This window comes from Klebsiella sp. 7-CIP_Kleb. (assembly GCF_050378655.1).
Taxonomy (GTDB): Bacteria; Pseudomonadota; Gammaproteobacteria; order Enterobacterales; family Enterobacteriaceae; genus Klebsiella; species Klebsiella quasipneumoniae.
Genome location: NZ_JBNRLJ010000002.1, coordinates 916910 through 940905 on the forward strand (window position 1 = coordinate 916910; position 23996 = coordinate 940905).

A 23996-nucleotide genomic window follows, 5' to 3' on the forward strand; every position below is an offset into this window, starting at 1 on the left:
AAAGGAAAACGCCCGCTTAAGCGGGCGTTTTTTTATGGCTTACTTCCGGCGCCAGGTGGTGCCCTGCGGGCCATCTTCCAGCACGATACCCATCTCGTTAAGACGATCGCGCGCCGCATCCGCCGCCGCCCAGTCTTTCGCTTTACGCGCGTCCAGACGCTGCTGGATAAGCGATTCAATTTCCGCCACTTCCGCGTCGTCAGCCTGCGCACCGCTCTGCAGGAAGGCGTCCGGCTCCTGCTCCAGCAGCCCCAGCACCGACGCAAGCTTACGCAGGTGGGCCGCCATGGCGTTCGCCGCGGCCGCGTCCTCGGTTTTCAGACGGTTCACTTCGCGAGCCATATCGAACAGCACCGAGTAGGCTTCCGGGGTGTTGAAGTCATCGTCCATCGCCTCGATAAAGCGTGCTTCGAAGGCTTCGCCGCCCGCCGCATCGACGGATTTGTCGGTACCGCGCAGCGCAGTATACAGACGCTCCAGCGCCGAACGCGCCTGCTTGAGGTTCTCTTCGCTATAGTTCAGCTGGCTGCGATAGTGGCCGGACATCAGGAAGTAGCGAATGGTCTCGGCATCGTAATACTTCAGCACGTCGCGGACGGTAAAGAAGTTGCCCAGCGATTTCGACATCTTCTCGCGGTCGACCATCACCATGCCGGAGTGCATCCAGTAGTTAACGTACTCGCCGTCATGGGCGCAGGTGGACTGAGCGATTTCGTTTTCGTGATGCGGGAACATCAGATCGGAACCGCCGCCGTGAATGTCAAAATGGTTGCCCAGCTGTTTGCAGTTCATCGCCGAGCACTCGATATGCCATCCCGGACGGCCTGCGCCCCACGGCGACGGCCAGCTTGGCTCGCCCTCTTTCGACATCTTCCACAGGACGAAGTCCATCGGATTACGCTTGACGTCAACCACGTCGACGCGCGCCCCCGCCTGCAGCTGATCGAGATCCTGACGCGACAGCAAACCGTAGTTCGGGTCTGTCGGCACATCGAACATTACGTCGCCGTTATCCGCCACATAGGCATGGCCTTTGGCGATCAGTTGCTCGGTAATCTCTATGATCTCCGCAATATGATGCGTCGCGCGCGGCTCGCTGTCGGGACGCAAAATATTCAGGGCGTCAAAATCCTTGTGCATTTCGGCGATCATCCGATCGACCAGCGCGACAAAGCTTTCGCCGTTTTCATTAGCGCGCTTAATGATTTTGTCGTCGATATCGGTGATATTGCGCACGTACTTCAGCTTATAGCCGAGAAAACGCAGATAACGCGCCACAACGTCAAAAGAGACGAAGGTACGCCCATGGCCGATGTGACAGAGATCGTAAACGGTAATACCACACACGTACATGCCGACTTCCCCGGCATGGATAGGTTTAAATTCCTCTTTCTGGCGCGTCAGTGTATTAAAAATTTTTAACATCGAAGATTCCGTGTAGACGTGTGTGGGTAATGAAGCCTCTATAATACCCATAATTCAGACAGGACGCAGCACACATTGCAAGGTGCATCGACCCCCGCGGTTATGCTATAACACCCCCCTATATCTCACCCGACACCGGGTGCTGGCACCACACTCATCGGAACAGGATGCAAAAATGGTTACTTTCCACACCAATCATGGCGATATCGTAATCAAAACGTTTGACGACAAAGCGCCGGAAACAGTTAAAAACTTCCTGGACTACTGCCGCGAAGGTTTCTACGACAACACCATTTTCCACCGTGTTATCAACGGCTTCATGATTCAGGGCGGCGGTTTTGAACCTGGCATGAAACAAAAAGCGACCAAATCTCCGATTCAGAACGAAGCAAACAACGGTCTGAAAAACACCCGCGGCACGCTGGCGATGGCCCGTACTCAGGCGCCGCACTCTGCCACCGCGCAGTTCTTCATCAACGTGGTTGACAACGACTTCCTGAACTTCTCCGGCGAAAGCCTGCAGGGCTGGGGCTACTGCGTCTTCGCGGAAGTGGTTGAAGGCATGGACGTGGTTGACAAAATCAAAGCGGTTGCCACCGGCCGCAGCGGCATGCACCAGGATGTGCCGAAAGACGATGTGATCATCAAAAGCGTCACCGTCAGCGAGTAATTCGTGGCGACACTTTTTATTGCAGATTTGCACCTGCAAACAGAAGAACCGGCGATCACCGCCGGTTTTCTGCGTTTTTTACAGGGGGAAGCCCGTCAGGCGGACGCCCTGTATATCCTTGGCGATCTGTTTGAGGCGTGGATCGGCGATGACGATCCCAACCCGTTGCATCAGCAAATCGCTACGGCAATCAAAGCCGTCGTCGACGCCGGCGTGCCCTGCTACTTCATTCACGGCAACCGCGATTTTCTCGTCGGCCAGCGCTTCGCCCGTCAGAGCGGGATGATCCTGCTCGCCGAAGAAGAGCGACTGGACCTCTATGGCCGTGACGTCTTGATTATGCATGGCGACACGCTGTGCACCGATGACCAAGGCTATCTGGCGTTTCGCGCGAAAGTCCACACCCCGTGGATCCAGCGTCTGTTCCTGGCTCTGCCGCTGTTTGTCCGCCGCCGCATCGCCGCCCGCATGCGCGCCGACAGCAAAGCCGCCAACAGCAGCAAATCAATGGAAATTATGGATGTGAATCCACAGGCGGTGGTTAACGCCATGGAGCGGCATCACGTGCAGTGGCTGATCCACGGCCATACCCATCGCCCGGCGGTCCATGACCTGCAGGCCAACGGCCAGCCCGCATGGCGCGTGGTACTCGGCGCCTGGCACAGCGAAGGTTCGATGGTGAAGGTGACGCCGGACGACGTCGAACTGATCCATTTCCCGTTCTAATTCCTGCGCGAGCACAATTCTGAAATCCCCTCTTGCCTGGACGGAGGTATGCTCCTGCCGGCATTGCGCATGCTAGTCTTCCACAACATCACTCTCAAGGAACGAGCATGAGCAGGAAAAAGTGGAGCCAGCCGCTGATCTGGGGAATGATCATCGCGATCCTCAATCCGTTAGGGATAAGTTATATCGCCTTAATCGGCGTCGCTCTCGGCAACACGCTGACGTTTGTCTGGTGTGCGATGCTGGCGTGGGCTATTTATTTCTATGCCATTTATTTGCTCTGTACTCGCCCTCACGAGAGCCGACTGGTACAAATCTATTTATTGATGATGGGTACCCTGATGCTCCCCTGGGGGTTAGTACTGCTTATCACTTGTTGCATGAATGAGATCAAGGCCAATAAGCCGCGATCGTCGTCATCGCAGAGCGAGACAAAAGACGGCTAACCATGCACACGCAACCGTTTTCCTTGCCGGCAGTTCATGCTATTCTCTGTGGCCTCTAAAGCAGTGTGAAACACACCCACAGGAGTTTTAAGACGTATGTCTTCCCGCAATAATTCGGCGCGTATCGCCATCGTGATGGGGTCCAAAAGCGACTGGGCTACCATGCAATTTACCGCAGAAATTCTTGATGCCCTGAACGTTCCGTACCATGTCGAAGTGGTCTCCGCCCATCGCACGCCCGATAAGCTGTTCAGCTTCGCTGAAAGCGCCGAAAGCAATGGCTATCAGGTGATTATTGCTGGGGCAGGCGGCGCGGCGCATCTGCCGGGCATGATTGCGGCGAAAACCCTGGTGCCAGTGCTCGGCGTACCGGTTCAGAGCGCAGCCTTAAGCGGTGTCGACAGCCTTTACTCCATTGTTCAGATGCCGCGCGGTATTCCGGTCGGCACACTGGCCATCGGCAAAGCCGGCGCCGCGAACGCCGGTCTGCTTGCCGCGCAGATCCTCGCCCAGCATGATGCTGAACTCCACCAGCGCCTGAGCGCCTGGCGCCAGGCGCAAACCGATGAAGTGCTGGATAACCCGGACCCGCGGGGTGCGGCATGAAACAGGTATGCGTACTCGGCAACGGCCAGTTAGGCCGTATGCTGCGCCAGGCCGGCGAGCCGCTGGGTATCGCCGTCTGGCCGGTGGGGCTGGAAGCCGATCCGGAAGCGGTGCCATTCCAGCAGAGCGTCATCACGGCAGAAATTGAACGCTGGCCGGAAACCGCCCTCACCCGCGAGCTGGCCCGCCACCCGGCGTTCGTCAACCGCGACGTCTTCCCAATTATCGCCGATCGCCTGACGCAAAAGCAGCTGTTTGACAAGCTTGGTCTCGCCACTGCCCCGTGGCAGCTGCTGGCGGATAAAAGCGAGTGGCCGGCGGTGTTTGCCCGCCTTGGCGAACTGGCGATCGTTAAGCGTCGCGTTGGCGGTTACGACGGCCGCGGCCAGTGGCGTCTGCGGGAAAACGAGATCGATCAGCTACCGGCCGATAACTACGGCGAGTGCATCGTCGAGCAGGGGATTAACTTCTCCGGCGAAGTGTCGCTGGTGGGTGCCCGCGCCCATGACGGCAGCACCGTCTTCTACCCGCTGACCCGCAACCTGCATCAGGACGGTATTCTGCGCGCCAGCGTCGCCTTCCCACAGGCCAATGTCCGCCAGCAGGAGCAAGCGGAAAGCATGCTGACGGCGATCATGAACGAGCTGAACTACGTCGGCGTGATGGCGATGGAGTGCTTCGTCACTGCCGAGGGACTGCTGATCAACGAGCTGGCGCCGCGCGTGCACAACAGCGGCCACTGGACGCAAAATGGCGCCTCCATCAGCCAGTTTGAGCTGCATCTGCGAGCGATTACCGGCCTGCCGCTGCCGCCGCCAGTGGTTAACAGCCCGTCGGTAATGATCAACCTGATCGGCACCGATCTCAATTACGACTGGCTGAAGCTGCCGCTGGTCCACCTGCACTGGTACGATAAAGAGGTGCGCCCGGGTCGTAAAGTCGGCCACCTGAACCTGACCGACAGCGATACTGACCGTCTGAGCGCGACGCTGGAAGCGATCAAGCCGCTGCTGCCAGCGGAGTACACCAGCGGTCTGTTCTGGGCGCAATCGCAACTGGCGTAACGCCTCACCTTTGTCTTGCCGGGCGGCGGCTGACGCTTGCCCGGCCGATAAAAGCCCAGCTATTCAGAACTCGTCGCCCTGGCAACGCGTCGCCGTCCCGGGGCAGAATGCACGATATTCAGGCATCCTCACCGACAGTAGTCCCCCGTCAGGGCTTGATACAGGTTCCCGCCCGACCGGCGAGAGTCTCCTCAATGCGTGATAACGCGCCAATCCACGCCCGCTTGCCCCTGCGGCGAACATAGCTGCTGACTGCCGAAATTTTCGGCCCCATCGCGCCATCGTCGCGAGCAAAAGGCGCCAGCGCCTCCGGGGTCGCTTCACGGATCGGTCGCTGCATTGGGGTGCCCCAGTGTTCATATACCGCATCCGCATCGGTGAGGATCACCAGACCATCGGCATCAATCTGTTCCGCCAGTAGCGCTGCGGCCAAATCTTTATCGATAACCGCCTCTGCGCCCTGCCCGCTCTCGAGCACCGGAATGCCTCCGCCGCCACAGCAGATCACGACATGTCCCTCATTCAGCAGACGCTCAATCGAGTCGCTCTCCTCAATTCTCACCGGCCTTGGCGAGGCGACAACCCGACGCAAGTATTTGCCGTCGCGCTTCATCGTCCAGCCGTACTCCTCTTCCAGCTGCTGCTGCAACTCAGGGTCATAGACCGGACCGATAAATTTCTCCGGCGCCGAAAAGGCCGGATCGTTCGATGCCACAGTAATACGCGTCATCACTGTCGATACCGGCGGTACCGACGATTCCTGCGCCAGGCATTGGGCCAGCATATAGCCAATCATGCCCTGGCTCTCCGCCACCAGCACGTCCAGCGGGTAAGGTTCGACGTCGCTATAGGCCAGATTTTGCAGCGCCAGCAGGCCTACCTGCGGCCCGTTGCCGTGCACAATGGCCAAACGGTAATGCTGCGCCAGACGCGCCAGCGCGGGAACGGCACTGTGAATATTGCGATATTGATTTTCTACCGTCAGCGCTTCTCCGCGCTGTAATAAAGCGTTACCCCCGAGGGCAACAACCAGCGTTTTCATAAAAGTCCTTACATTATTTGTTGCGCCAGCCAGAACCCCAGAAGCGTGTCGGCACCAGAGGTGTGCCCCATCGCCAGCAGGGCTTCGACGGCAGGTTCAATTCGTCGTCCGCACTGAAGCGCGTTAACAACATGCAGTAGCGGTGAAGCGAAGCATCCCTTACTGGCGTAGCGTAAATAGTTGACGCTGACCTGCGTTGTGGCGGCATGCAGATCGCCGGAGGCACGAAAGAAATGGTTTCCGCTGTTGCGCGACATCAGTCCAAAACACCACGCGGACAGCATCATGCCGATCAGCATATCGTCCATGCTCGGCGTCAGGCCTGGCCCCTTCCCCAGCCACAGCCGCCAGTCAACGGCGCTCCCGGCCAACGCAGAAGCAAAACAGTGGCGTAATTGCCGCAACTCAGGATGATGTGGCAGATGGATAGCCTGTGACAGCGGCCCGAACAGGCCCGTCTCTTCCGGGCGCTTCATGAGCGCTGTCGGTAGATAAGGGCCACCAGGCTGATATCGAGGCCGCAGGGAGCAGCGCCTTCGCGGTGGTAACAGCAACAGGTTATCGACCTGAATGCCGTCATCCCGTGCTATCGGCAGCCCCCCCGCCTTCAGCGCCGCGTGTAAACGGATAAAATCATGGTGACGTAATACCCATCCGCCGGGGCTCACGCCTTGTCCCCGATGATGCAGCGTCAGCAGCGCGCCGTCTGCAACATAGAGATTGATGGTGCGCTGCCAGAGGCCGCCGGTTCGCCATGGCTGGCGATGGTCCGGCGCGTCAATGCTGCCTGTTAACGGACGGATCTTATCCATTGTGTGCCTCAGCTCACGCCCAGCTCGTCCGCCAGCGCTTCCAGCGCCAGTTCAAAGCAGGCCAGTGGGGCTCTGACGGTTCCGGCGCCAATCTGGCCGATCCCCGCCTCTTTATGCGCGATACCAGTGTTGATAAGCGGTGTAATGCCAGTTTCAACCACCCGGCGAATATCCAACCCCAGACAGGCGCCCTGGAAATCCCAGCCCGGAATTTGCAGTTGCATATTGCGTTCAAGGAAGATTTCCGCCATCTCCTCGGAGACCGATTTCGCCGCCTCCATCCCACCCGCGCCGACAAAGCGAGTCACGCCCGGGGCCGCGATCATCGCCGCCCCGCCGATGCCGAAAGTTTCAGTAATGGCGCTATCGCCCATATCCGGGTTGGCCTGCTCCTGCGAGAAGCCAGTGAAAAACAGCCCCTGCGGCGTATTGACCGGCGCGGTAAACCAACGGTCGCCCAGCCCGCTGACGCGAATACCGAACATATCGCCGTTGCGGGTCATCGCGGTGACGATACTGCCCGCGCGGATCTGCGCCCCGGCATCCATCGCCGATTTACAGTAGGCCATCGCCAGGTTGAGGAAGAACTGGTCGGTAATGGCGAGGAAATCCATCACTTCAGCTATCTGCTGTTTGTCGTGATTTAGGCGCGCCAAATGCGGTGCCAGCGTGCGCATTAGCAGCGCGGAGGTGGCGATATTACGCTGGTGAAACTCATCCCCCATGGTGATGCCCTGCGCCATCATCGCCGTCAAATCGATACCGCGCTCCATCTGTTTCAGCGCTGCGCTAAGCACCGGCATCAGCACATCGCGCATCCAGCGCAGGCGCTGCTGCACATCTTCACCGTAAGCGCCGAAACGCATCACCTTGCCAATTCCTTCGTTCAGGTTGCAATAGGCGCGGTTGCCTTCAGCGATGTTTTCCACCACCAGCATCGGCATGTTCGGCGAAGTAATGCCGCCCATTGGCCCCACGGCGTTAACGTGATGGCATGGGATAAAGGTAATTTCGCCGCTTTCCAGCATCGCATGGGCGGTTTTTTCATCCTGCGCCCAGCCTTCGAACAGGCATGCGCCAATGCAGGCCCCTTTCATTGGGCCGGTCATCGCCTGCCAGCGCATCGGCGGCCCGGCGTGGAGCAACGTTTTGTTCTGATTCAGCGCCCCGATTAGCGCACCTGCCGGCTTCACATCCAGCCAGTGCGGACGTGCATTCCGAATTCGTTCAATTACTGCCTCATTGGCCTGCGCCACTGATGTAAACATAGGGACCTCTTATTGCAAACGCTCTAATAAACGAGCCAGTTTTTTATTTCCTCCGGCAATCGGCGCCCACTGATAGTGAACAACCGGCGTTCCGGCGGACTGTAAATCGATCGCAAAACTGCGCAGACCGGCATTAATTACCGCCACCCCGTCCAGCAGACTGGAACGCGGTGCGGGCTCCGCCATCCGCTGAGGGCTAATCAGCGCAACAGCAAGCAGCGCGGCTTCCGGGAGGCTATCGACCACCACCACGCCGGCATCTTCCAGCTCGGCAATCTGTCGGGAACGACACTGCGGGTCATTTTCGGTACCGGTCACGGTCGCGATAACGTGCAGCGGATGGCTTTCACTCCTCAATGCCCAGGCCCGCCGGCATGCTTCCACCAGCGATCCCGCCGGGTCGGCGGTGGCGCCATAGCCAATCACCACATCCAGCAGCAATACACCCACCTGCGTTTGCTCGCCGAGTTCAGCAATCAGTTGGTTACGCAGGGAGGGATCAATCATCGGGTGTGGACGACCGACGGTGTAGAAATCATCGCCGAGGTCGACGACCTGGTGGCCCAGGGCGTTGAGCATCATGCCCTGCGGGTGATGCTCATCGGGAGTGATGTTCAGGCGCTCAGCCAGCAGCCCGGCGGATTCCGCCGCCAGCGTGCCGCCGGTGTATAAACCGCGAATATGCTTACCCGCGACTGCGGTCAGATTTTCCTGATGGCGTACCACTCGCGCTAACAGACACGCCAGCCGACCGGCCTCGTCCAGCGTGCGGGCAAACCAGACGTTTTCATCACGGTTGACTGGCGAGACATAGCCAAGAAATAGCGCCACCACCGGTTTAGCACTGCGTTTCATTGCGTTAATTATCTTCAGGCGCACCGCCTCAGCAGGTGGCTTGGAAACAAAGGCCAGTACCTGGCTCTGTGCATCCTGGGTTAGCATTTCCAGCGCCGTTTGCGCACTAAGCCCCCCCACTTCCGCGCTCAGGTCACGGCCGCCGAGACCAATAGCATGGCTGATCCCTTCGCCGCCGAGGGCAATTTGCGAGACCAGTTCCTGGATACCGGTACCGGAAGCGCCAATCACGCCGATGTTGCCCTCCGGTGTGACGTTGGCGAAGGCCAGCGGGGTGCCGGCGATCATGGCGGTGCCGCAGTCCGGCCCCATCACCAACAATCCTTTGTCACGGGCGCGGGTTTTGAGGGCAATTTCATCTTCCAGGGTGACGTTGTCGGAGAAGATCATCACGCTTTTCTCGCTACTGAGCGCCTGATGGGCCAGCTCCGCGGCATATTCTCCGGCAACGGAAATTAAGGTTATATTGGCCTGCGGCAGTTTTTGCATCGCACTTTGCCAGCGGCGAACCACGTTCAGACTCTGACTTTGTCCGCTTCCCTGCGCCAGGGCGGATAAGGCGTCATCCAGACGGGCGATAATCATTTCCGTCACCGACGCATCTGCGCAATCGGTACGGATCGCCACGCAAATATCATTCGGCGTCGCCGTGGCAAAATCGTCATGCCAAAAACCGGTAGTTTCCAGCAGCGCTTTATTTGCCGGCGTGCCCATCATGACCGAAACATCGTCGACATTTTCTGACTCACTCAGCTTGCGTGAAATAATCATTAAACTGACTGAATCCTGAAAACAGCCCTTTTTAATAAAGGCATGGATCATAATAACTCCCCAATAATTGCACCCATTGCAATTGAATGAGCATGGTTAATCTGCCATCAGGCTAACGAGATGAAATTCTTAATGGCGTGACCAAAATCACATGAGGATTATTACCACAGGCTTTCAAACAAACCACCTGACATTAGCAGTGATTTTTTAATAAATCGATTACACGGCCATTTATGATAAATCCGTTACGATTATCAAATAAAATCTAACACTGGTCATTTAACTATACAGATCACAATTTCAGTTTCTTTTCCCCGTATTTTAATCAGCAGTCAGGCTCTACACCGTCGTTAAAAGGAAGACAGATGAAAGTCAGTCGGGAAACACTTCATCAGCTTATTGCTAATAAGCTGAACGCAGCAGGACTTACTCATAATCACGCGGATATTATTGCCGATGTGTTGGTTTATGCTGATGCCAGAGGCATTCATTCGCACGGCGCGGTTCGTGTTGAATATTATGCTGAACGAATTTCAAAAGGCGGCACCAATCGTCATCCCACCTTTAGCTTTGAAAAAACCGGCCCCTGCAGCGGCATTTTGCATGCCGATAACGCCGCCGGCCAGGTCGCCGCCAAAATGGGCATGGAACATGCCATTGAGATCGCCCGGCAAAATGGCGTAGCCGTAGTGGGTATCCGCCGCATGGGACACAGCGGGGCCATCTCGTACTTCACACAGCAGGCGGCTCGCGCCGGGCTGATTGGCCTCTCGCTGTGTCAGTCAGACCCGATGGTCGTCCCTTTTGGCGGGGCGGAGATCTACTACGGCACAAACCCGCTGGCCTTCGCCGCCCCCGGCGAGGGCGACGATATCATCACCTTCGATATGGCCACCACCGTCCAGGCGTGGGGAAAGATCCTTGATGCTCGTTCTCGCCATGAAAGCATTCCCGATAGCTGGGCGGTGGACAAAAACGGCGCCCCAACCACGGATCCCTTTGCCGTCCATGCTCTGCTTCCTGCCGCCGGCCCGAAAGGTTACGGGCTGATGATGATGATTGACGTCCTATCCGGCATTTTGCTCAACCTTCCTTTTGGTCGCCAGGTCAGCTCGATGTACGACAACCTGAGCCAGGGGCGTGAGTTAGGACAATTGCATATTGTGATTAATCCTGACTTTTTCTCCTCCAGCGCCTTATTTCGCCAGCACATTAGCGACACCATGCGCGAATTAAGCGCCATTACGCCAGCGCCTGGATTTAGTCAGGTTTATTACCCGGGGCAGAATCTGGATATCAATGAGAAAAACAGCGCGGTCAACGGGATCGAAATCGTTGATGAGATTTATGACTATCTGGTTTCAGACGCTTTATATAACCGCTCTTATGAAACCAATTCCCCTTTTGCTCAATAAAATAAGTAACAGGAGTTATGTATGACTCATTCTTTTCGACAGGCAATTGAAGAAACATTGCCCTGGCTTTCATCCTTCGGCGCCGATCCTACCGGCGGACTCACCCGCTTGCTTTATTCGCCGGAGTGGCTGCAGGCGCAGCAGGCGTTTAAACAAAAGATGAGCGACAGCGGGCTGGAAACACGCTTCGATGAAGTGGGTAACCTTTATGGCCGCCTGCCCGGTAGCCGTTTTCCCGACGACGTTATCCTCAGCGGCTCGCATATTGATAGCGTCGTCAACGGCGGTAATCTTGACGGTCAGTTTGGCGCGCTGGCGGCCTGGCTGGCGGTCCGCTGGCTAAAAGAGACCTACGGGGCGCCGCTGCGTACCGTGGAGGTGCTGGCGTTAGCGGAAGAAGAAGGCAGCCGCTTCCCTTACGTCTTCTGGGGCAGCAAAAATATCGTCGGCATCGCTAACCCGGCGGACGTGCGTGAGATTAAAGACGCCAAAGGCGTGGCGTTTGTCGATGCGATGAAGCAGTGCGGTTTCAGCCTGCCCGCCGCCCCGCTGGCGCCGCGCCGGGATATTAAAGCCTTCGTTGAACTGCATATCGAACAGGGCCGCGTGCTGGAAACCAACAAGCAGTCCATCGGTGTGGTCAACGCCATCGTCGGTCAGCGCCGCTACACCATTACCCTCAACGGCGAGTCTAACCATGCCGGCACCACCCCAATGGGCTACCGCCGCGACACCGTCCATGCTTTCAGCCGCATCTGCTGCGAATCTATCGCCAAAGCGAAAGCCCACGGCGACCCGCTGGTGCTCACTTTCGGTAAAGTCGACCCGCAGCCGAATACGGTCAACGTGGTGCCGGGTAAAACGGTCTTTACCATGGATTGCCGCCACACCGATGCCCTTGCATTAACGGCATTTACTGAAGTGATCGAAGGCGATATGCGGCGGATCTGCAAGGAAATGGATATTGGCATTGAAATCGACCTGTGGATGGATGAAGCTCCGGTTCCCATGGACAAGAGGCTGGTCGCCCAGCTCACTGCCCTGTGCGAAAAGGAGAAGGTGAATTTCCGCGTGATGCACAGCGGCGCGGGGCACGACGCGCAAATTTTCGCCCCCTGCTTCCCGACCTGCATGATCTTTATGCCGAGCATTAAAGGTATTAGCCATAACCCGGCGGAGAGTACGCATATCGACGATTTGGCGGAAGGCGTAAAAACGCTCGCCTTAATGCTGCACCAACTGGCCTGGACTGAATAAGGAAAAGATAATGGGATATTTAAATAATGTCGTGGGTTATCGCGATGATTTACTGGCCAGCCGTTCCATCGTGCGCCACGGTAATTATGCCCTGCTGACGCCGGACGGTCTGGTCAAAAATATTATTCCGGGTTTTGCTAACTGTGATGTGACTATTCTGTCGACGCCGAAATTAGGCGCATCCTTCGTTGATTATCTGGTGACGCTGCATGAAAACGGCGGCAATCAAAGCGGGTTTGGCGGCGAAGGCATTGAAACCTTCCTGTATGTCATAAAGGGGGAAATCACCGCCGGGGCGCAGGGTAAAACCTTTGCGCTGACCGAAGGCGGCTATCTTTACTGCCCACCGGGTGAACGGATGACGTTCAGTAATAGCCATTCAGCCGACAGTCAGCTATTTCTCTATAAGCGCCGCTATATTCCGACAGAGGGCCATGCGCCTTATCTGGTCACCGGCAACGTCAGCCAGCTGGAGCGTATTCATTATGAAGGAATGGAAGACGTTATTCTGATCGACTTCCTGCCAAAAGAGCTGGGCTTCGATATGAATATGCATATCCTCTCTTTCGAGCCGGGCGCCAGCCACGGCTATATCGAAACTCATGTGCAGGAGCACGGCGCCTATATTCTTTCCGGCCAGGGCGTGTATAACCTCGATAACAACTGGGTTCCGGTGAAGAAAGGCGACTATATCTTTATGGGCGCTTATTCCCTACAGGCGGGATACGGCGTTGGGCGCGAGGCGTTCAGCTATATCTACTCGAAAGATTGCAACCGTGACGTTGAGATCTGATTGCTAACAATCTGCGCTCGTTGGTATTGCCCGGCGGCGCTTTGCTTGCGTGTTCCTACGGGTACATCTCGCCGCTTTCGTCGGCCGGGTAAGGCGTCATCCGCCACCCGGTGAAATGCGGACACAACGGTAAAGGCGGATTTGTTACCCATCGCATAACATTCTTTTTTGTTTAGCTATGTTGGATTTTGCCACGGTGAGAACCGTGGCATTTTTTATTCAGGCGGGAATGTTCTGGCCGAGCTTGATAGCACAGGCAATATTGCGCGCGCAGGCATACAGATTTTGCTCACCGCGATCCAGCACTTCGGCAAGCGGCGCCAGCGCGGGCAGAATGCTGAATACCGCATCAATGCCATGCTGATGCACCGCTTCCACGCCGTCCCCCAGAACGCCAGCGATACCGATCACCGGGATGCCATGCTTTTTCGCAAGCCGCGCCACGCCAATCGGCGCTTTGCCGCCGACGGTTTGCGAATCCATTCGCCCTTCACCGGTAATCACCAGATCCGCGTCGCGCAGCGCCTCCTCCAGTTGCATCGCCTCAATCACGATATCGATGCCCGGCTTCAGCGCCGCGTTAAGGAATACGCAGGCCGCCACGCCCATTCCGCCCGCCGCGCCGCCGCCGACAATCTTCGTCACCTCCGCACCCGTTGCCATGAGCAGCACCTGCGCGTAATTTTGCAAACCGCGCTCGAGGGCAGCGACCATCTCTGCGCTGGCTCCTTTTTGCGGGCCAAAGACCGCCGCCGCGCCGCGTTCGCCGAGCAGTGGATTATCCACATCGCAGGCCACATCAATCCGGCATTTGCGCAGGCGCGGATCGAGGTCGCGTAAGTCAATGCTCGCCAACCGAGCCAGCGCGCCGCCACCGAATCCTACGCTCTCGCCGCGCTCGTCAAGAAAACGTGCCCCCAGGGCCTGCGCCATGCCCATTCCACCATCTACCGTGGCGCTGCCGCCTATACCGAGGATAATATGGCGAACGCCGGCGTCCAGCGCGTGGCGAATCAACTCCCCGGTCCCGAAGCTGGTGGCCCGCAAGGGATCGCGTCTCCCGGCGGGAACCAGCATCAGCCCGCTGGCTGCCGCCATTTCAATAAACGCGGTTTGCCCGTCGCCGCTCAGGCCATAGAAGGCGCCTACCACCTCCCCCAGCGGCCCCATCGCCGGCAGCATCACCATTTTGCCGTCGGTTGCCTCAACCATTGCCTCAACCGTCCCCTCGCCGCCGTCGGCGATCGGCAGGCAGATGCACTCCGCCTGAGGGAAAATGGAGACGAAGCCCGCCTTAATCGCCTGAGCGCAGCGACTGGCGCTGACGCTTTCTTTGAACGAGTCTGGTGCAATAATAATTTTCATTGTTCATCCTTTTAATGTCATGACTTAATACGATCCCAGGGAATGAGATTCTCCATGGCTACCGCCAGCAGCACCCCGATTAGTAAGCCGTTACCTACGAGGGGTCTGATTGTCAGAGGCAACGTCTGGAGATAAACCGGCGGTAGTCCCATCAAAAAAATGCCGACAAATAACGGTAGAGCCAGCCGATAGATATTTCGCGCGGTAAAGGTAATTTGCTTACTGAAAGATAAACTGGAATATAACAACGGCAGATAAGAGACCAGCATAACCGCACTGCTGATCGGTAAAGGCAGGGTGGTAAAAAAGTGGGTCAGCGGCGTAAATAATCCAACCAGCAGACAGCACAAGCAGCCGATAATAAATGGCCGGCGCGAGGTGTCGCCCGTTTGAGTTAATAAAGCTGTCGACGAAACAAACGGGGAAAATGGCACCACGTTGAGCGGAACCGTTATTAATGTTATCAAACCGGAGATCATAAAGCTGCGTCGATAGCGGGTATTACTGGCCCCCTGTTGGGGGTAAAAAACATCGGTGCTGCGAATGGCGCCATAGGTATTGGTAATATTAACCAGTCCCGCCAGCAGGGCGGTTAAAATGATGCCGGGTCGTAGCTGGCCGCCATAACCCAGCGGGAACCACTGCCAGTGAATGGGGCCTGAGGCTACCGTAGCGGGAGGTATGCGAAACAGCAGATACCAGCCTGCCCAGCCCGCCAGAGTGCCGATCAGCAGGGCGTAGCGAGCGATACCATCCGGGAGAAAAATGATCATTCCCAGCACCAGAATCATCACCGACAGCGCCAGGCAAAATGGCGCCAGCTGAATACCCGGATTAACCTGCGTCGAACTAAAGGGCAGCCCAAGCATGCCTTTAAAAAAGATGGTAGTCAGCTGCGCGCCCAGCAGCAGCATGAAAAAGACCATTACCGTTGGGCTGAAGAGCTTAGCCAGGCGATGGCCAATGCCGCTTACGCCAATGATGATGGTGAGCACCGCCGAGAAAAATATGCCGACAGCCAGGCTGGAGGCGATGCTGTCGAACGGCGTCCCCCGTGCGGCTTCGCCCACGGTGACCGTCAGAATGGTGCTCCACCACAGGCCCGTCGGTCCTTCCATAATCGCCCGACGATGTCCCAGTAACGCCTGTGCCAGACAGGCCAACCCGGTGGTGATAAACCCGTACTGGGTAAGCGTAATTAACGCGCTGGCAGGGATCTGAAAAGCAGACTGTAATGTTGGCGGTACCACAACGGTGTTGCAGAAAATAAAGAAGAACCATTGAAACCCCGCCAGGGTGTTACGTTTATTTAGCGGCAATACCACCATGATGAAATCCTGAAAAAGCGCCTGCCGTTAAACAGGCGCTAAATATGGAATGGGGCGAGAAACGGTCCCCTCTCCCTTTTGGGAAGAGGGATAGGGTGAGGCGAAATGTACCCACCTATGCCCTCACCCCGGCCCTCTCCCAAAGAGAGAGGGAGAAAACCATCCCAACTGTTTATTCACCCGTTACTGCTGATGCTTAAGGATAAATTTCCCCTTCGGTGCGCGCGGGAAGCCCTGTTCGATGTCATAGATCACCTCGCCGCGCAGGATGGTTTTAGCAATCCGAGCGCCAATCTTGCGACCAACGTAAGGGCTGACTTTATGGCGATATTCGAGGTCTTCTGCTCGTAAGACGTAGCTGCTGTTCGGCTGAATAAACACCAGGTCGGCATCTTTACCCGGGGCAATGCGGCCCTTATGCTTCAGGCCGAAAATATCGGCGGCGTTGGTCGCCATCAGACGGGCAAACTGCGGCAGAGACATACCGCGTTTCTGCACCGCTTCATCAAACATCACGTCCATGCAGTTTTGCAGACCGGCAATCCCGCCCCAGGCCTGCATGATATTGCCAGCCTTCATCTCCGGTGGGCACGGCGAATGGTCGGAGACCAGGCAGTCGATTTCTCCGTTGAACAGCTTTTCCCACATGCCTTTCTGGTTTTCCGCATCGCGGATCGGCGGAGAGCACTTCGCCAGGGTACCAATCTCTTCGAACTGATCGGTATCGAGCACAAAGTAGTGCGGGCAGGATTCACAGGTGACGTCCTGCCCTTCCTGACGGGCGCGGGTCACTTCGGCGACCCCTTCCGGGCTGCTGACATGACACACGTGCAAGCGGCAACCGGCGACTTTCGCCAGATACAGAACGCGGCGAATGGCTTCCACTTCGGTGAAGACCGGCCGAGAGGCGACGTAATCATGCGCCGTCACGCGGCCTTCCCTTTTCGCCTCTTCGCCCAACTCGTCGCAGATCAGCGCGTTTTCGCAGTGCACCAGCACGGTCTGCTTCATTTCGGCCAGCTTTTGTATGCCTTTGAAGAACTGCCAGTCGTTGACGTCGCGGAAGTCGTTATCGATCCCGCGGTCTCCGCAGGTGGCGACGAAGCATTTGAATCCCACTACCCCCACTTCATCCAGCTCATGCAGTCGGTCGAGGTTATAAGAGACCAGGCCGCCAAGCTGCGCAGCATCGATGGTCAATTTGCCTTTCGCCGCGTCGAATTTCAGCTCAATGGTCTGCCGGTCGACGGTGGCCGGTAGCTGATTCAGCGGCATTTCGATCATCGTGGTGATGCCGCCTTTTGCCGCAGCGCGGGTCCCGGTTTCGTAACCTTCCCAGTGGGTACGGCCAGGTTCAGAGATATGCGTATGCGCATCGACCATGCCCGGCGAAACGATCAGGCCCGTGGCATCCATGACCTGCTTCGCCTCGCCCAGGTGTTCACCGATAGCGGCGATTTTGCCGTCGTTCACCGCGATATCGACTACCCGGGATTCGTTTTCCAGAATAACAGTGCCGTTTTTAATGATTAAATCAAAAGACATAATAACTCCTTGTATGTGTACAGATGGGTCAGCCGCCATACTTCTGCTGCGACATTGCGTGCCGCAATAACAATGGCTTTGGCCGGTAATGCTTCATCCATGAAATAAACTTTCCTGGTTAAAATTAACTTAACTAACCGTATTTGGCCGTGTCAGATTATTGGGTTGCGCCCGTTTCTTCAGCAACGCGTACGCAACAAAAGCGACAATAACACCGACAAACCATGACACACGGGAGAAGGGTTCCAGCAAAGGAATAAACTTTCCACCGAGCGACAAAATGACCGCCACAATGGTTACCAGGAATGCGGTAACATTAAAACCATTATCAAAATATTTATAATCTCCTGGCGCGGTATAAAGTTCATCAAGATTTATTTGCCCACGCATAACGATGAAATAGTGCGCCATCATTACACCAATAACCGGCCCTAACATCCCGCCAATAATATCGAGGAAGAGATAAATACTGTCTTGATTCTCCATTAATTTCCATGGACAAATCAGCAAGCTAATAATACTGGCGATAAGCACGCCATTTTTATAGGTCAGTTTGGCTGGGGCGATCGCCGCGATCTGATAACCTGCCGGTATAATATTACCGGTAGCATTGGTGGAGATCGTGGTCATCAATATCACCAACACCGCAAAGAACGAGGCAAACAGGCTGTCCCATTTCTGCACAATATCCAGCACGTTCCAGGTATCCATACCATAGTGGATACTTGCCCCGGCGATAATACAGACGCCGGCGACCGCAAACAGAATATAGGCCACCACGAGTCCAAGCGTCTGACCAATAGCCTGCTCGCGAAATGAGCGCGCGTTCTGGGTGAAATCCGAGGCACTGACAGCCGGAGCGGCCCAGACGGCCACCACCGCGTTGATCACCACCAGGAACAAGAAACCGGTATGTTCCGCTTTTGCCACCCCGGTAGGCAGGTAGTCGAGGATCGGGCCGAATCCTACCAGCGAAATGGCCCAGATAGCCATGCCGCCGAAGACAATATAGATGCAGGGGTTGAGGATTGCGGTAAATTTATTCAGCACTTTTCCGCCACCAAAGCCAATCCCGACGTTAATCAACCAGAACACCAGAAAGGCGATCAACCCCGGCAACGACAGCCCCAGCAGCTTAAAATCACCGCCAAGCGTCAGAAACGCAGGCCATAATTTGCCTAATAAGATCAGAAATGCCAGCGATCCGGCGTAGCATTGCAAGCCAAACCACATAATCGCCGCGATACCGCCTCTGAGCAGTCCGGGCAATAATGCACCGCGTACTCCATATGAGGCTCTTAATATCATCGCGAAGGGTACGCCATATTTACTTCCGGCAGCACCATTAAACACCATGACCAGGGCAATAATAAAGGCACTTAATATTATCGCCATCATGATGCTAAAAGTGGAAAGTCCAAGGATAAAAAAACCACCCACCATCACATAATTTGGTACGTTGTGTACAGAACCCATCCACAACGTGAAATAATTGAATGTTTTCCAGTTACGCTGAGTGTCTGATTTCGGCAATAGATCATCACTATAGCCCCTGGTTTTGTATAGGTCTTGAGTTTGTTCCATAATTCCCTCTTAATACGCATCGGATTACGTTTGTAGGTTTAGCTATGTGGAACAACAATTTTTATTATTTATTTTTATTATACGGTGATGGTCTTTGACGGTATTTTATTCTTGCGCAAGGTGATCAGAGCAAAAAGTATCGTCCCGGTAACAACCAATCCGGCAGACATCACAAAACTAATTTCTTTCGATCCGGTCAGGTCGGAAATAAAGCCGGTGAGCGTCGGTGCAACTACCGCAGAACTCATACCAAAGAAATTAAATAAGCTGAAGGCGCGGCCTAACGTTTTCGCTGACGCCTGCTCGGAGACGAACGAGATAAGAATCGGATCAACGGCCATTTTGCCCAGCAGCCCGTACAGTACCAGGCTAATCATCAGCATGGTGGTATTCGGCGACAGAACGGTAAACATCAACATGGCCGCTGCGACTATCTCCAGCCCGAGAATAACTTTGACTTTACTGTCACGGAATTTATCCGAGAGATGGCTAAAGAACAGCGCGCCCGGTACCCCGACCACCGCCACCAGCGCGGAAGCAAAACCAATCGCCCCACCGTCAAACCCGCGTTCGGTCTGAAGATAAGAGGGCAGCCAGGTTACAATCAGATAGTAGCCGTAGCAGGTACAGAAATAGAGAAAGTACACGCTGCACAGTAATGGCGAGAACAGCGGCGCCGATTTCTCTTCCGCAACCGGCGCTGACGCCGCTGCGCTCGTTTTATTTTCCGCCGTGGCGGGTTCTTTCAGTTTGCGGCGAATGACCAGGGTAAACACGCAGAGCATCACCAGTAAAATCGCAGCGACGATAAACAACACATTTTGCCAGGCCATGTGCATGCTCTTGACCAGAATACTTGAGCCAATCAGGCCAATCCCCATGCCAATGGCAGAGCCGCTGTTGATGATGGCATTCGCCAGCGCCCGGCGTTCCTGCGGCACGTTGGCCGAGGAGAGCGAATAGGCGGAACTAAAGAAGGAGGCACAACCGGCGCCGGCCAGTAGCGAGCCGATATAAATCAGCGTCAGATTTCCGGCATTAGCGATACTCAGGGTACCGATAATAAATAGCGAAAAACCGCACATCAGCATAATTTTCTGGCCCAGTTTATCCACCAGAATGCCGCAGGGGATCTGCATGCCGCAGTAGGCCAGAAAATAGAAGCTGGCAATCGCGCCAATTTCAGCATTACTGACGTTACCCAATGACGCCTGAATCTCCGGATAAATCGGCGTTAACACGGTACGATAGATCCAAATTGCCACCCAGCCCAGACTCATTACCACGACTATTTGTTTCCAATAGTCGACACCTTTTTTATTGATCGTATCCATAAAGTCACCTGTGAGGTTCAAATAAAGCTGCCGATTTCGGCAGCTTTACGCTTATTATGCTATTTGATGATTTGCCATTAATTCCAGAGCCTGAATCAGAGACGAGTGATCTAATTCGCTGCCGCCATTCGCGGCACAGGTATTAAATAGCTCCTGACAGGTAGCTGTATTCGGCAGATTAAGCGCCAGGGCTTTAGCGCTCTGCAGAGCCAGATTGAGATCCTTCTGGTGCAGAGAAATTTTAAAGCCTGGATTAAAGGTGCGGTTAAGCATTCTTTCACCATGCACTTCCAGAATACGTGAGGAAGCGAAACCGCCCATCAACGCCTGACGAACCCGAGCGGGGTCCGCCCCGGCTTTAGAGGCAAAAACCAGCGCTTCGGACACCGCTTCAATATTCAGCGCGACGATAATCTGATTGGCGACTTTACAGGTCTGACCGTCGCCGTTTCCTCCGACGAGGGTGATATTTTTACCCAAAATCTCAAACAGCGGTTTTACGCGGGCAAAGATGTTTTCATCGCCGCCAACCATAATGGAGAGGGTGCCTTCACGTGCGCCAATTTCGCCGCCGGAGACCGGGGCATCAAGGTAATCGGCGCCCAGATCCCGCACCTGCTGCGCAAAACGTTTGGTTTCTATCGGTGAGATAGAGCTCATATCCACGATAATTTTGCCCTTCAGCGCCGCTTTAGCACAACCATGTTCGCCAAACAGCACCTCGGCAACCTGCGGGGTATCGGGTACCATAATAAAAATAATGTCTGACTGCTCCGCCACCTGTTCCGCGCAGGCCAGATGTTGTGCCCCGTGCTTGAGTAATTCATCAGCAACAGGCCCAATGGTGGTAACGTGCAGTGCGTGCCCTGCTTTAGCAAGACGGAGCGCCATCGGGGTGCCCATAATCCCCAAACCAATAAATCCCAGCTTCATAAGTGTCCTCTCACGATGTGTATTTCGATTTATCTGGGCAATAGCTATCCCTTCCTGTTGTCAGGAAATAAAATCCCTGAGTCTGGAATAATAAATACTGCCCAACGATAAATTTAAAATTAGCGGTAGCGATTAAACCAAGTCAGTCCCGCTTCGGTGGTGGTCAATGGTTTATATTCACAACCTACCCAACCGTCATAGTTTGATTTATCGATGAAATTAAAAAGATACTCATAATTAATTTCACCGGTCCCGGGCTCGCCGCGATTCGGATTATCGGCGATCTGTAAGTGACCAATACGATTAGCATATGTTTGCATCGTATGGGTTAATTCCCCCTCCATACGTTGCATATGGTAAATATCGTACTGAATTTTCAGATTATCATTACCCACTTCATCAATCAGCGCCAACGCCTGATGCGTGGTATTCAGATAAAAGCCCGGCATGTCGAAGTAATTGATTGGCTCAATTAGCAGTAGAATACCTTCCTGGGCCAGCGCGGCGGCAGCAAAACGTAAATTCGCCACCAGCGTTGAGCGAATATGTTCTTCGCGATAGCCCACCGGAGTTTTGCCGACCAGACAGTTAATTTTACGATTGCCCAGCGCTTTGGCGTAGCGGATTGCGGCGTCGACACCTTCGCGAAACTCCGCTTCGCGGCCTGGAATACAGGCGATGCCGCGTTCCCCTGCCGCCCAGTCGCCAGCGGGTAAATTGTGTAAAGTATGCTCCAGCTGGTTGTCGCTCAGCTTTTGCTTTAATAGCTCAGGCGCATAGTCGTAGGGAAACATAAATTCAACAGCGCGAAAACCACAGGCCGCCGCTTTCTCAAAACGATCCAGAAAATCATATTCCTGAAATAACATGGAAAGGTTGGCAGAAAAGCGCAACATAATGTCACCTCATTTATTCATATTTCATGAAACAAGTTTCGGTTGGTGCGTCAATGGCGCTATCGGCAACGTCTTCGAACTCCATAACGTTATCCAGTTCGCTGCCCATGGAGATATTGGTTACGCGCTCGAGGATCACTTCCACAACGACCGGCACGCGATAGGCTTTCATCCAGGCTTTGGCCTGCTCAAACGCTGGGGCAATATCCTCAGGCCTGAAGACGCGAATTGCTTTACAACCGAGTCCCTCCGCGACCTTCACATGATCGACGCCGTAGCCGTTTACTTCGCTGGAGTTAATATTTTCAAACGCCAGCTGAACGCAGTAGTCCATGTCAAAGGCACGTTGCGACTGGCGGATCAAGCCGAGATAGGCGTTGTTCACCAGGACATGGATATAGGGAATATTGAACTGGGCGCCTACCGCCAGCTCTTCAATCAGAAACTGGAAGTCGAAGTCGCCGGAAATCGCGACCACGTTGCGCTCAGGATCGGCAGCGCAAACGCCCAGCGCGGCGGGAAGCGTCCAGCCCAGCGGCCCCGCCTGACCGCAGTTGATCCAGTGGCGGTCTTTGAACACATGCAGCATCTGCGCGGCGGCGATTTGCGACAGGCCAATGGTGGTGACATAGCATACGTCCCGGCCAAACGCTTTGTTCATCTCTTCATAGACGCGCTGCGGTTTAACCGGCACGTTATCGAAGTGGGTTTTACGCAGCAGCGTACGCTTGCGCGCCTGGCACTCGCTAACCCAGCTCTCGCGACGTGGCAGGCGACCCTCTTTTTGCATCTGCTGCGCAATGTCTACCAGCTGAATTAACGCCGCTTTGGCATCGGAGACAATGCCTAAGTCCGGGCACAGTACACGGCCAATCTGCGTCGGTTCAATGTCGATATGAATAATTTTGCGGCCTGCGGTGTACTTCTCGACCGAGCTGGTATGACGATTAGCAAAGCGGTTGCCAATCCCGAACACCAGATCTGAGGCCAACAGCGTGGCGTTGCCGTAGCGATGCGCGGTTTGTAAGCCGACCATTCCGGCCATCAATTCATGGTCGTCCGGTATACAGCCCCAGCCCATCAGGGTCGGGATCACCGGGACATGGGTGATTTCCGCAAATTGTTGCAGCAGCGCGGCGGCATCGGCGTTAATCACCCCGCCACCGGCAACAATCACCGGGCGTTCCGCCTGGACTAACAGCGCCAGTGCCTTTTCAATTTGCGGACGCGTGGCGACCGGTTTATAAGCCGGCAGCGGCGAGTAAAGCTCAGGGTCGAATTCGATTTCTGCCACCTGGACATCATAAGGCAGATCGATGAGCACCGGTCCCGGTCTGCCGGAGCGCATCAGATGGAAAGCCTGCTGCAGCACGCCCGGAACCAGCGCCGCCTCACGCACCGTCACCGCCATCTTGGTGACCGGTTTAGCAATGGATTCAATATCCACCGCCTGAAAGTCCTCTTTGTGCAGACGCGCGCGCGGCGCCTGGCCGGTGATGCACAGAATGGGAATCGAGTCCGCGGAGGCAGAATACAGAGCGGTGATCATATCCGTACCGGCCGGGCCGGAGGTCCCCAGACAGACACCGATATTACCGGCAGTCGCGCGGGTATAGCCTTCAGCCATATGAGACGCGCCTTCAACATGGCGGGCAAGAATATGGCGGATCCCGCCGTGCTTACGCATCGCAGAATAGAACGGGTTAATAGCCGCGCCAGGCACGCCAAATGCTGTGTTAACCCCTTCTTTTTCCAGAACATACATTGCCGCGTCAACGGCTCTCATTTTTGCCATTTTTACAACCTCACTGTATTGGAAAATTTTTCCAAATTTAAACATAACCAAAAAAGTCCCGCTCAA

At 55.3% G+C, this 23996-nt stretch carries 21 protein-coding genes; 8 read left to right on the forward strand and 13 right to left on the reverse strand.

Features of this window, described 5'->3' with window-relative positions; genetic code table 11:
* Nucleotides 1–39: 39 nt before the first annotated feature.
* Nucleotides 40–1425: a cysteine--tRNA ligase gene (gene cysS / locus ACQUTI_RS12020; RefSeq protein WP_004204706.1), complete on the reverse strand. Its 1386-nt coding sequence runs from the start codon at nt 1423–1425 to the stop codon at nt 40–42.
* Nucleotides 1426–1600: 175 nt separating this feature from the next.
* Between cysS and ppiB the strand changes: the two genes are divergently transcribed.
* The 5 genes from ppiB to purK all read left to right on the forward strand — a co-directional run bounded on the left by ppiB (nt 1601) and on the right by purK (nt 4937).
* The gene (gene ppiB / locus ACQUTI_RS12025; protein WP_004151319.1) at nt 1601–2095 is read left to right on the forward strand and encodes a peptidylprolyl isomerase B; all 495 of its coding nucleotides are present in this window, start codon (nt 1601–1603) and stop codon (nt 2093–2095) included.
* A 3-nt stretch (nt 2096–2098) separates the two neighbouring features.
* Nucleotides 2099–2821, forward strand: coding sequence for a UDP-2,3-diacylglucosamine diphosphatase (lpxH, locus tag ACQUTI_RS12030; protein WP_004204708.1), 723 nt, complete (start codon nt 2099–2101; stop codon nt 2819–2821).
* Between the two features lie 107 nt (nt 2822–2928).
* The gene (locus tag ACQUTI_RS12035; protein WP_049117071.1) at nt 2929–3267 is read left to right on the forward strand and encodes a hypothetical protein; all 339 of its coding nucleotides are present in this window, start codon (nt 2929–2931) and stop codon (nt 3265–3267) included.
* 96 nt (nt 3268–3363) lie between these two features.
* Nucleotides 3364–3873 carry a 5-(carboxyamino)imidazole ribonucleotide mutase gene (gene purE, locus ACQUTI_RS12040; protein WP_004204711.1) on the forward strand — a complete coding sequence of 170 codons (510 nt, stop codon included), beginning with the start codon at nt 3364–3366 and terminating at the stop codon, nt 3871–3873.
* Nucleotides 3870–4937, forward strand: a complete 1068-nt coding sequence (gene purK / locus ACQUTI_RS12045) for a 5-(carboxyamino)imidazole ribonucleotide synthase (protein ID WP_057213751.1) — start codon at nt 3870–3872, stop codon at nt 4935–4937. The genes purE and purK overlap by 4 nt, the downstream gene beginning before the upstream one ends.
* A gap of 148 nt (nt 4938–5085) precedes the next feature.
* Here purK and ACQUTI_RS12050 read toward each other — a convergent pair whose 3' ends face one another.
* From ACQUTI_RS12050 to ACQUTI_RS12065, 4 genes are read right to left on the reverse strand one after another with little or no spacing between them, the layout of a single operon-like run.
* The gene (locus ACQUTI_RS12050) at nt 5086–5979 is read right to left on the reverse strand and encodes a carbamate kinase (RefSeq protein WP_043521418.1); all 894 of its coding nucleotides are present in this window, start codon (nt 5977–5979) and stop codon (nt 5086–5088) included.
* Between the two features lie 8 nt (nt 5980–5987).
* Nucleotides 5988–6791, reverse strand: a complete 804-nt coding sequence (locus ACQUTI_RS12055) for a DUF2877 domain-containing protein (RefSeq protein WP_064178025.1) — start codon at nt 6789–6791, stop codon at nt 5988–5990.
* 8 nt (nt 6792–6799) lie between these two features.
* Nucleotides 6800–8059: a DUF1116 domain-containing protein gene (locus tag ACQUTI_RS12060; RefSeq protein ID WP_057213745.1), complete on the reverse strand. Its 1260-nt coding sequence runs from the start codon at nt 8057–8059 to the stop codon at nt 6800–6802.
* Nucleotides 8060–8068: 9 nt separating this feature from the next.
* Nucleotides 8069–9736 (reverse strand): acyl-CoA synthetase FdrA, encoded by a 1668-nt coding sequence (locus tag ACQUTI_RS12065; RefSeq protein WP_064178024.1) that lies wholly within the window; start codon nt 9734–9736, stop codon nt 8069–8071.
* Nucleotides 9737–10050: 314 nt separating this feature from the next.
* Here ACQUTI_RS12065 and allD point away from each other — a divergent pair, with 314 nt between their 5' ends.
* Genes allD through allE form a run of 3 tightly spaced genes read left to right on the forward strand, consistent with a single transcriptional unit; the run spans nt 10051 to nt 13150 of the window.
* Entirely contained in the window at nt 10051–11100 is a 1050-nt protein-coding gene (gene allD, locus ACQUTI_RS12070) for an ureidoglycolate dehydrogenase (protein ID WP_043521422.1), read from the forward strand.
* Nucleotides 11101–11121: 21 nt separating this feature from the next.
* Nucleotides 11122–12357, forward strand: coding sequence for an allantoate deiminase (allC, locus tag ACQUTI_RS12075; RefSeq protein ID WP_062914527.1), 1236 nt, complete (start codon nt 11122–11124; stop codon nt 12355–12357).
* 10 nt (nt 12358–12367) lie between these two features.
* Nucleotides 12368–13150, forward strand: a complete 783-nt coding sequence (gene allE / locus ACQUTI_RS12080) for a (S)-ureidoglycine aminohydrolase (protein WP_025714221.1) — start codon at nt 12368–12370, stop codon at nt 13148–13150.
* Between the two features lie 219 nt (nt 13151–13369).
* Here the strand turns inward: allE and glxK are convergent, their stop codons facing one another.
* The 8 genes from glxK to gcl form a co-directional block, all read right to left on the reverse strand.
* Complete coding sequence (glxK, locus tag ACQUTI_RS12085) at nt 13370–14515, reverse strand: glycerate 3-kinase (RefSeq protein ID WP_043521425.1); 1146 nt, start codon at nt 14513–14515, stop codon at nt 13370–13372.
* Between the two features lie 17 nt (nt 14516–14532).
* The gene (locus ACQUTI_RS12090) at nt 14533–15843 is read right to left on the reverse strand and encodes a uracil/xanthine transporter (protein ID WP_064178023.1); all 1311 of its coding nucleotides are present in this window, start codon (nt 15841–15843) and stop codon (nt 14533–14535) included.
* Nucleotides 15844–16026: 183 nt separating this feature from the next.
* Entirely contained in the window at nt 16027–17388 is a 1362-nt protein-coding gene (allB, locus tag ACQUTI_RS12095) for an allantoinase AllB (RefSeq protein ID WP_043521427.1), read from the reverse strand.
* 129 nt (nt 17389–17517) lie between these two features.
* The gene (locus ACQUTI_RS12100; RefSeq protein WP_025714216.1) at nt 17518–18972 is read right to left on the reverse strand and encodes an allantoin transporter; all 1455 of its coding nucleotides are present in this window, start codon (nt 18970–18972) and stop codon (nt 17518–17520) included.
* Nucleotides 18973–19049: 77 nt separating this feature from the next.
* Nucleotides 19050–20306, reverse strand: coding sequence for an MFS transporter (locus ACQUTI_RS12105; RefSeq protein ID WP_048267517.1), 1257 nt, complete (start codon nt 20304–20306; stop codon nt 19050–19052).
* 54 nt (nt 20307–20360) lie between these two features.
* Nucleotides 20361–21239, reverse strand: coding sequence for a 2-hydroxy-3-oxopropionate reductase (gene glxR / locus ACQUTI_RS12110; protein WP_025714214.1), 879 nt, complete (start codon nt 21237–21239; stop codon nt 20361–20363).
* Between the two features lie 119 nt (nt 21240–21358).
* Nucleotides 21359–22135: a hydroxypyruvate isomerase gene (hyi, locus tag ACQUTI_RS12115; protein WP_043521429.1), complete on the reverse strand. Its 777-nt coding sequence runs from the start codon at nt 22133–22135 to the stop codon at nt 21359–21361.
* 13 nt (nt 22136–22148) lie between these two features.
* On the reverse strand, nt 22149–23930 hold the full coding sequence (gene gcl, locus ACQUTI_RS12120) for a glyoxylate carboligase (protein WP_428923273.1): 1782 nt from the start codon (nt 23928–23930) through the stop codon (nt 22149–22151).
* Nucleotides 23931–23996: the final 66 nt, after the last annotated feature.

Excerpts from the sequence above, each read along its gene's own strand:
- cysS (WP_004204706.1), bottom strand. The coding sequence starts at position 1,425 with ATGTTAAAAATTTTTAATACACTGACGCGCCAGAAAGAGGAATTTAAA.
- ppiB (WP_004151319.1), top strand. The coding sequence starts at position 1,601 with ATGGTTACTTTCCACACCAATCATGGCGATATCGTAATCAAAACGTTT.
- ACQUTI_RS12035 (WP_049117071.1), top strand. The coding sequence starts at position 2,929 with ATGAGCAGGAAAAAGTGGAGCCAGCCGCTGATCTGGGGAATGATCATC.
- purE (WP_004204711.1), top strand. The coding sequence starts at position 3,364 with ATGTCTTCCCGCAATAATTCGGCGCGTATCGCCATCGTGATGGGGTCC.
- purK (WP_057213751.1), top strand. The coding sequence starts at position 3,870 with ATGAAACAGGTATGCGTACTCGGCAACGGCCAGTTAGGCCGTATGCTG.
- ACQUTI_RS12050 (WP_043521418.1), bottom strand. The coding sequence starts at position 5,979 with ATGAAAACGCTGGTTGTTGCCCTCGGGGGTAACGCTTTATTACAGCGC.
- ACQUTI_RS12055 (WP_064178025.1), bottom strand. The coding sequence starts at position 6,791 with ATGGATAAGATCCGTCCGTTAACAGGCAGCATTGACGCGCCGGACCAT.
- ACQUTI_RS12060 (WP_057213745.1), bottom strand. The coding sequence starts at position 8,059 with ATGTTTACATCAGTGGCGCAGGCCAATGAGGCAGTAATTGAACGAATT.
- ACQUTI_RS12065 (WP_064178024.1), bottom strand. The coding sequence starts at position 9,736 with ATGATCCATGCCTTTATTAAAAAGGGCTGTTTTCAGGATTCAGTCAGT.
- allD (WP_043521422.1), top strand. The coding sequence starts at position 10,051 with ATGAAAGTCAGTCGGGAAACACTTCATCAGCTTATTGCTAATAAGCTG.
- allC (WP_062914527.1), top strand. The coding sequence starts at position 11,122 with ATGACTCATTCTTTTCGACAGGCAATTGAAGAAACATTGCCCTGGCTT.
- allE (WP_025714221.1), top strand. The coding sequence starts at position 12,368 with ATGGGATATTTAAATAATGTCGTGGGTTATCGCGATGATTTACTGGCC.
- glxK (WP_043521425.1), bottom strand. The coding sequence starts at position 14,515 with ATGAAAATTATTATTGCACCAGACTCGTTCAAAGAAAGCGTCAGCGCC.
- ACQUTI_RS12090 (WP_064178023.1), bottom strand. The coding sequence starts at position 15,843 with ATGGTGGTATTGCCGCTAAATAAACGTAACACCCTGGCGGGGTTTCAA.
- allB (WP_043521427.1), bottom strand. The coding sequence starts at position 17,388 with ATGTCTTTTGATTTAATCATTAAAAACGGCACTGTTATTCTGGAAAAC.
- ACQUTI_RS12100 (WP_025714216.1), bottom strand. The coding sequence starts at position 18,972 with ATGGAACAAACTCAAGACCTATACAAAACCAGGGGCTATAGTGATGAT.
- ACQUTI_RS12105 (WP_048267517.1), bottom strand. The coding sequence starts at position 20,306 with ATGGATACGATCAATAAAAAAGGTGTCGACTATTGGAAACAAATAGTC.
- glxR (WP_025714214.1), bottom strand. The coding sequence starts at position 21,239 with ATGAAGCTGGGATTTATTGGTTTGGGGATTATGGGCACCCCGATGGCG.
- hyi (WP_043521429.1), bottom strand. The coding sequence starts at position 22,135 with ATGTTGCGCTTTTCTGCCAACCTTTCCATGTTATTTCAGGAATATGAT.
- gcl (WP_428923273.1), bottom strand. The coding sequence starts at position 23,930 with ATGGCAAAAATGAGAGCCGTTGACGCGGCAATGTATGTTCTGGAAAAA.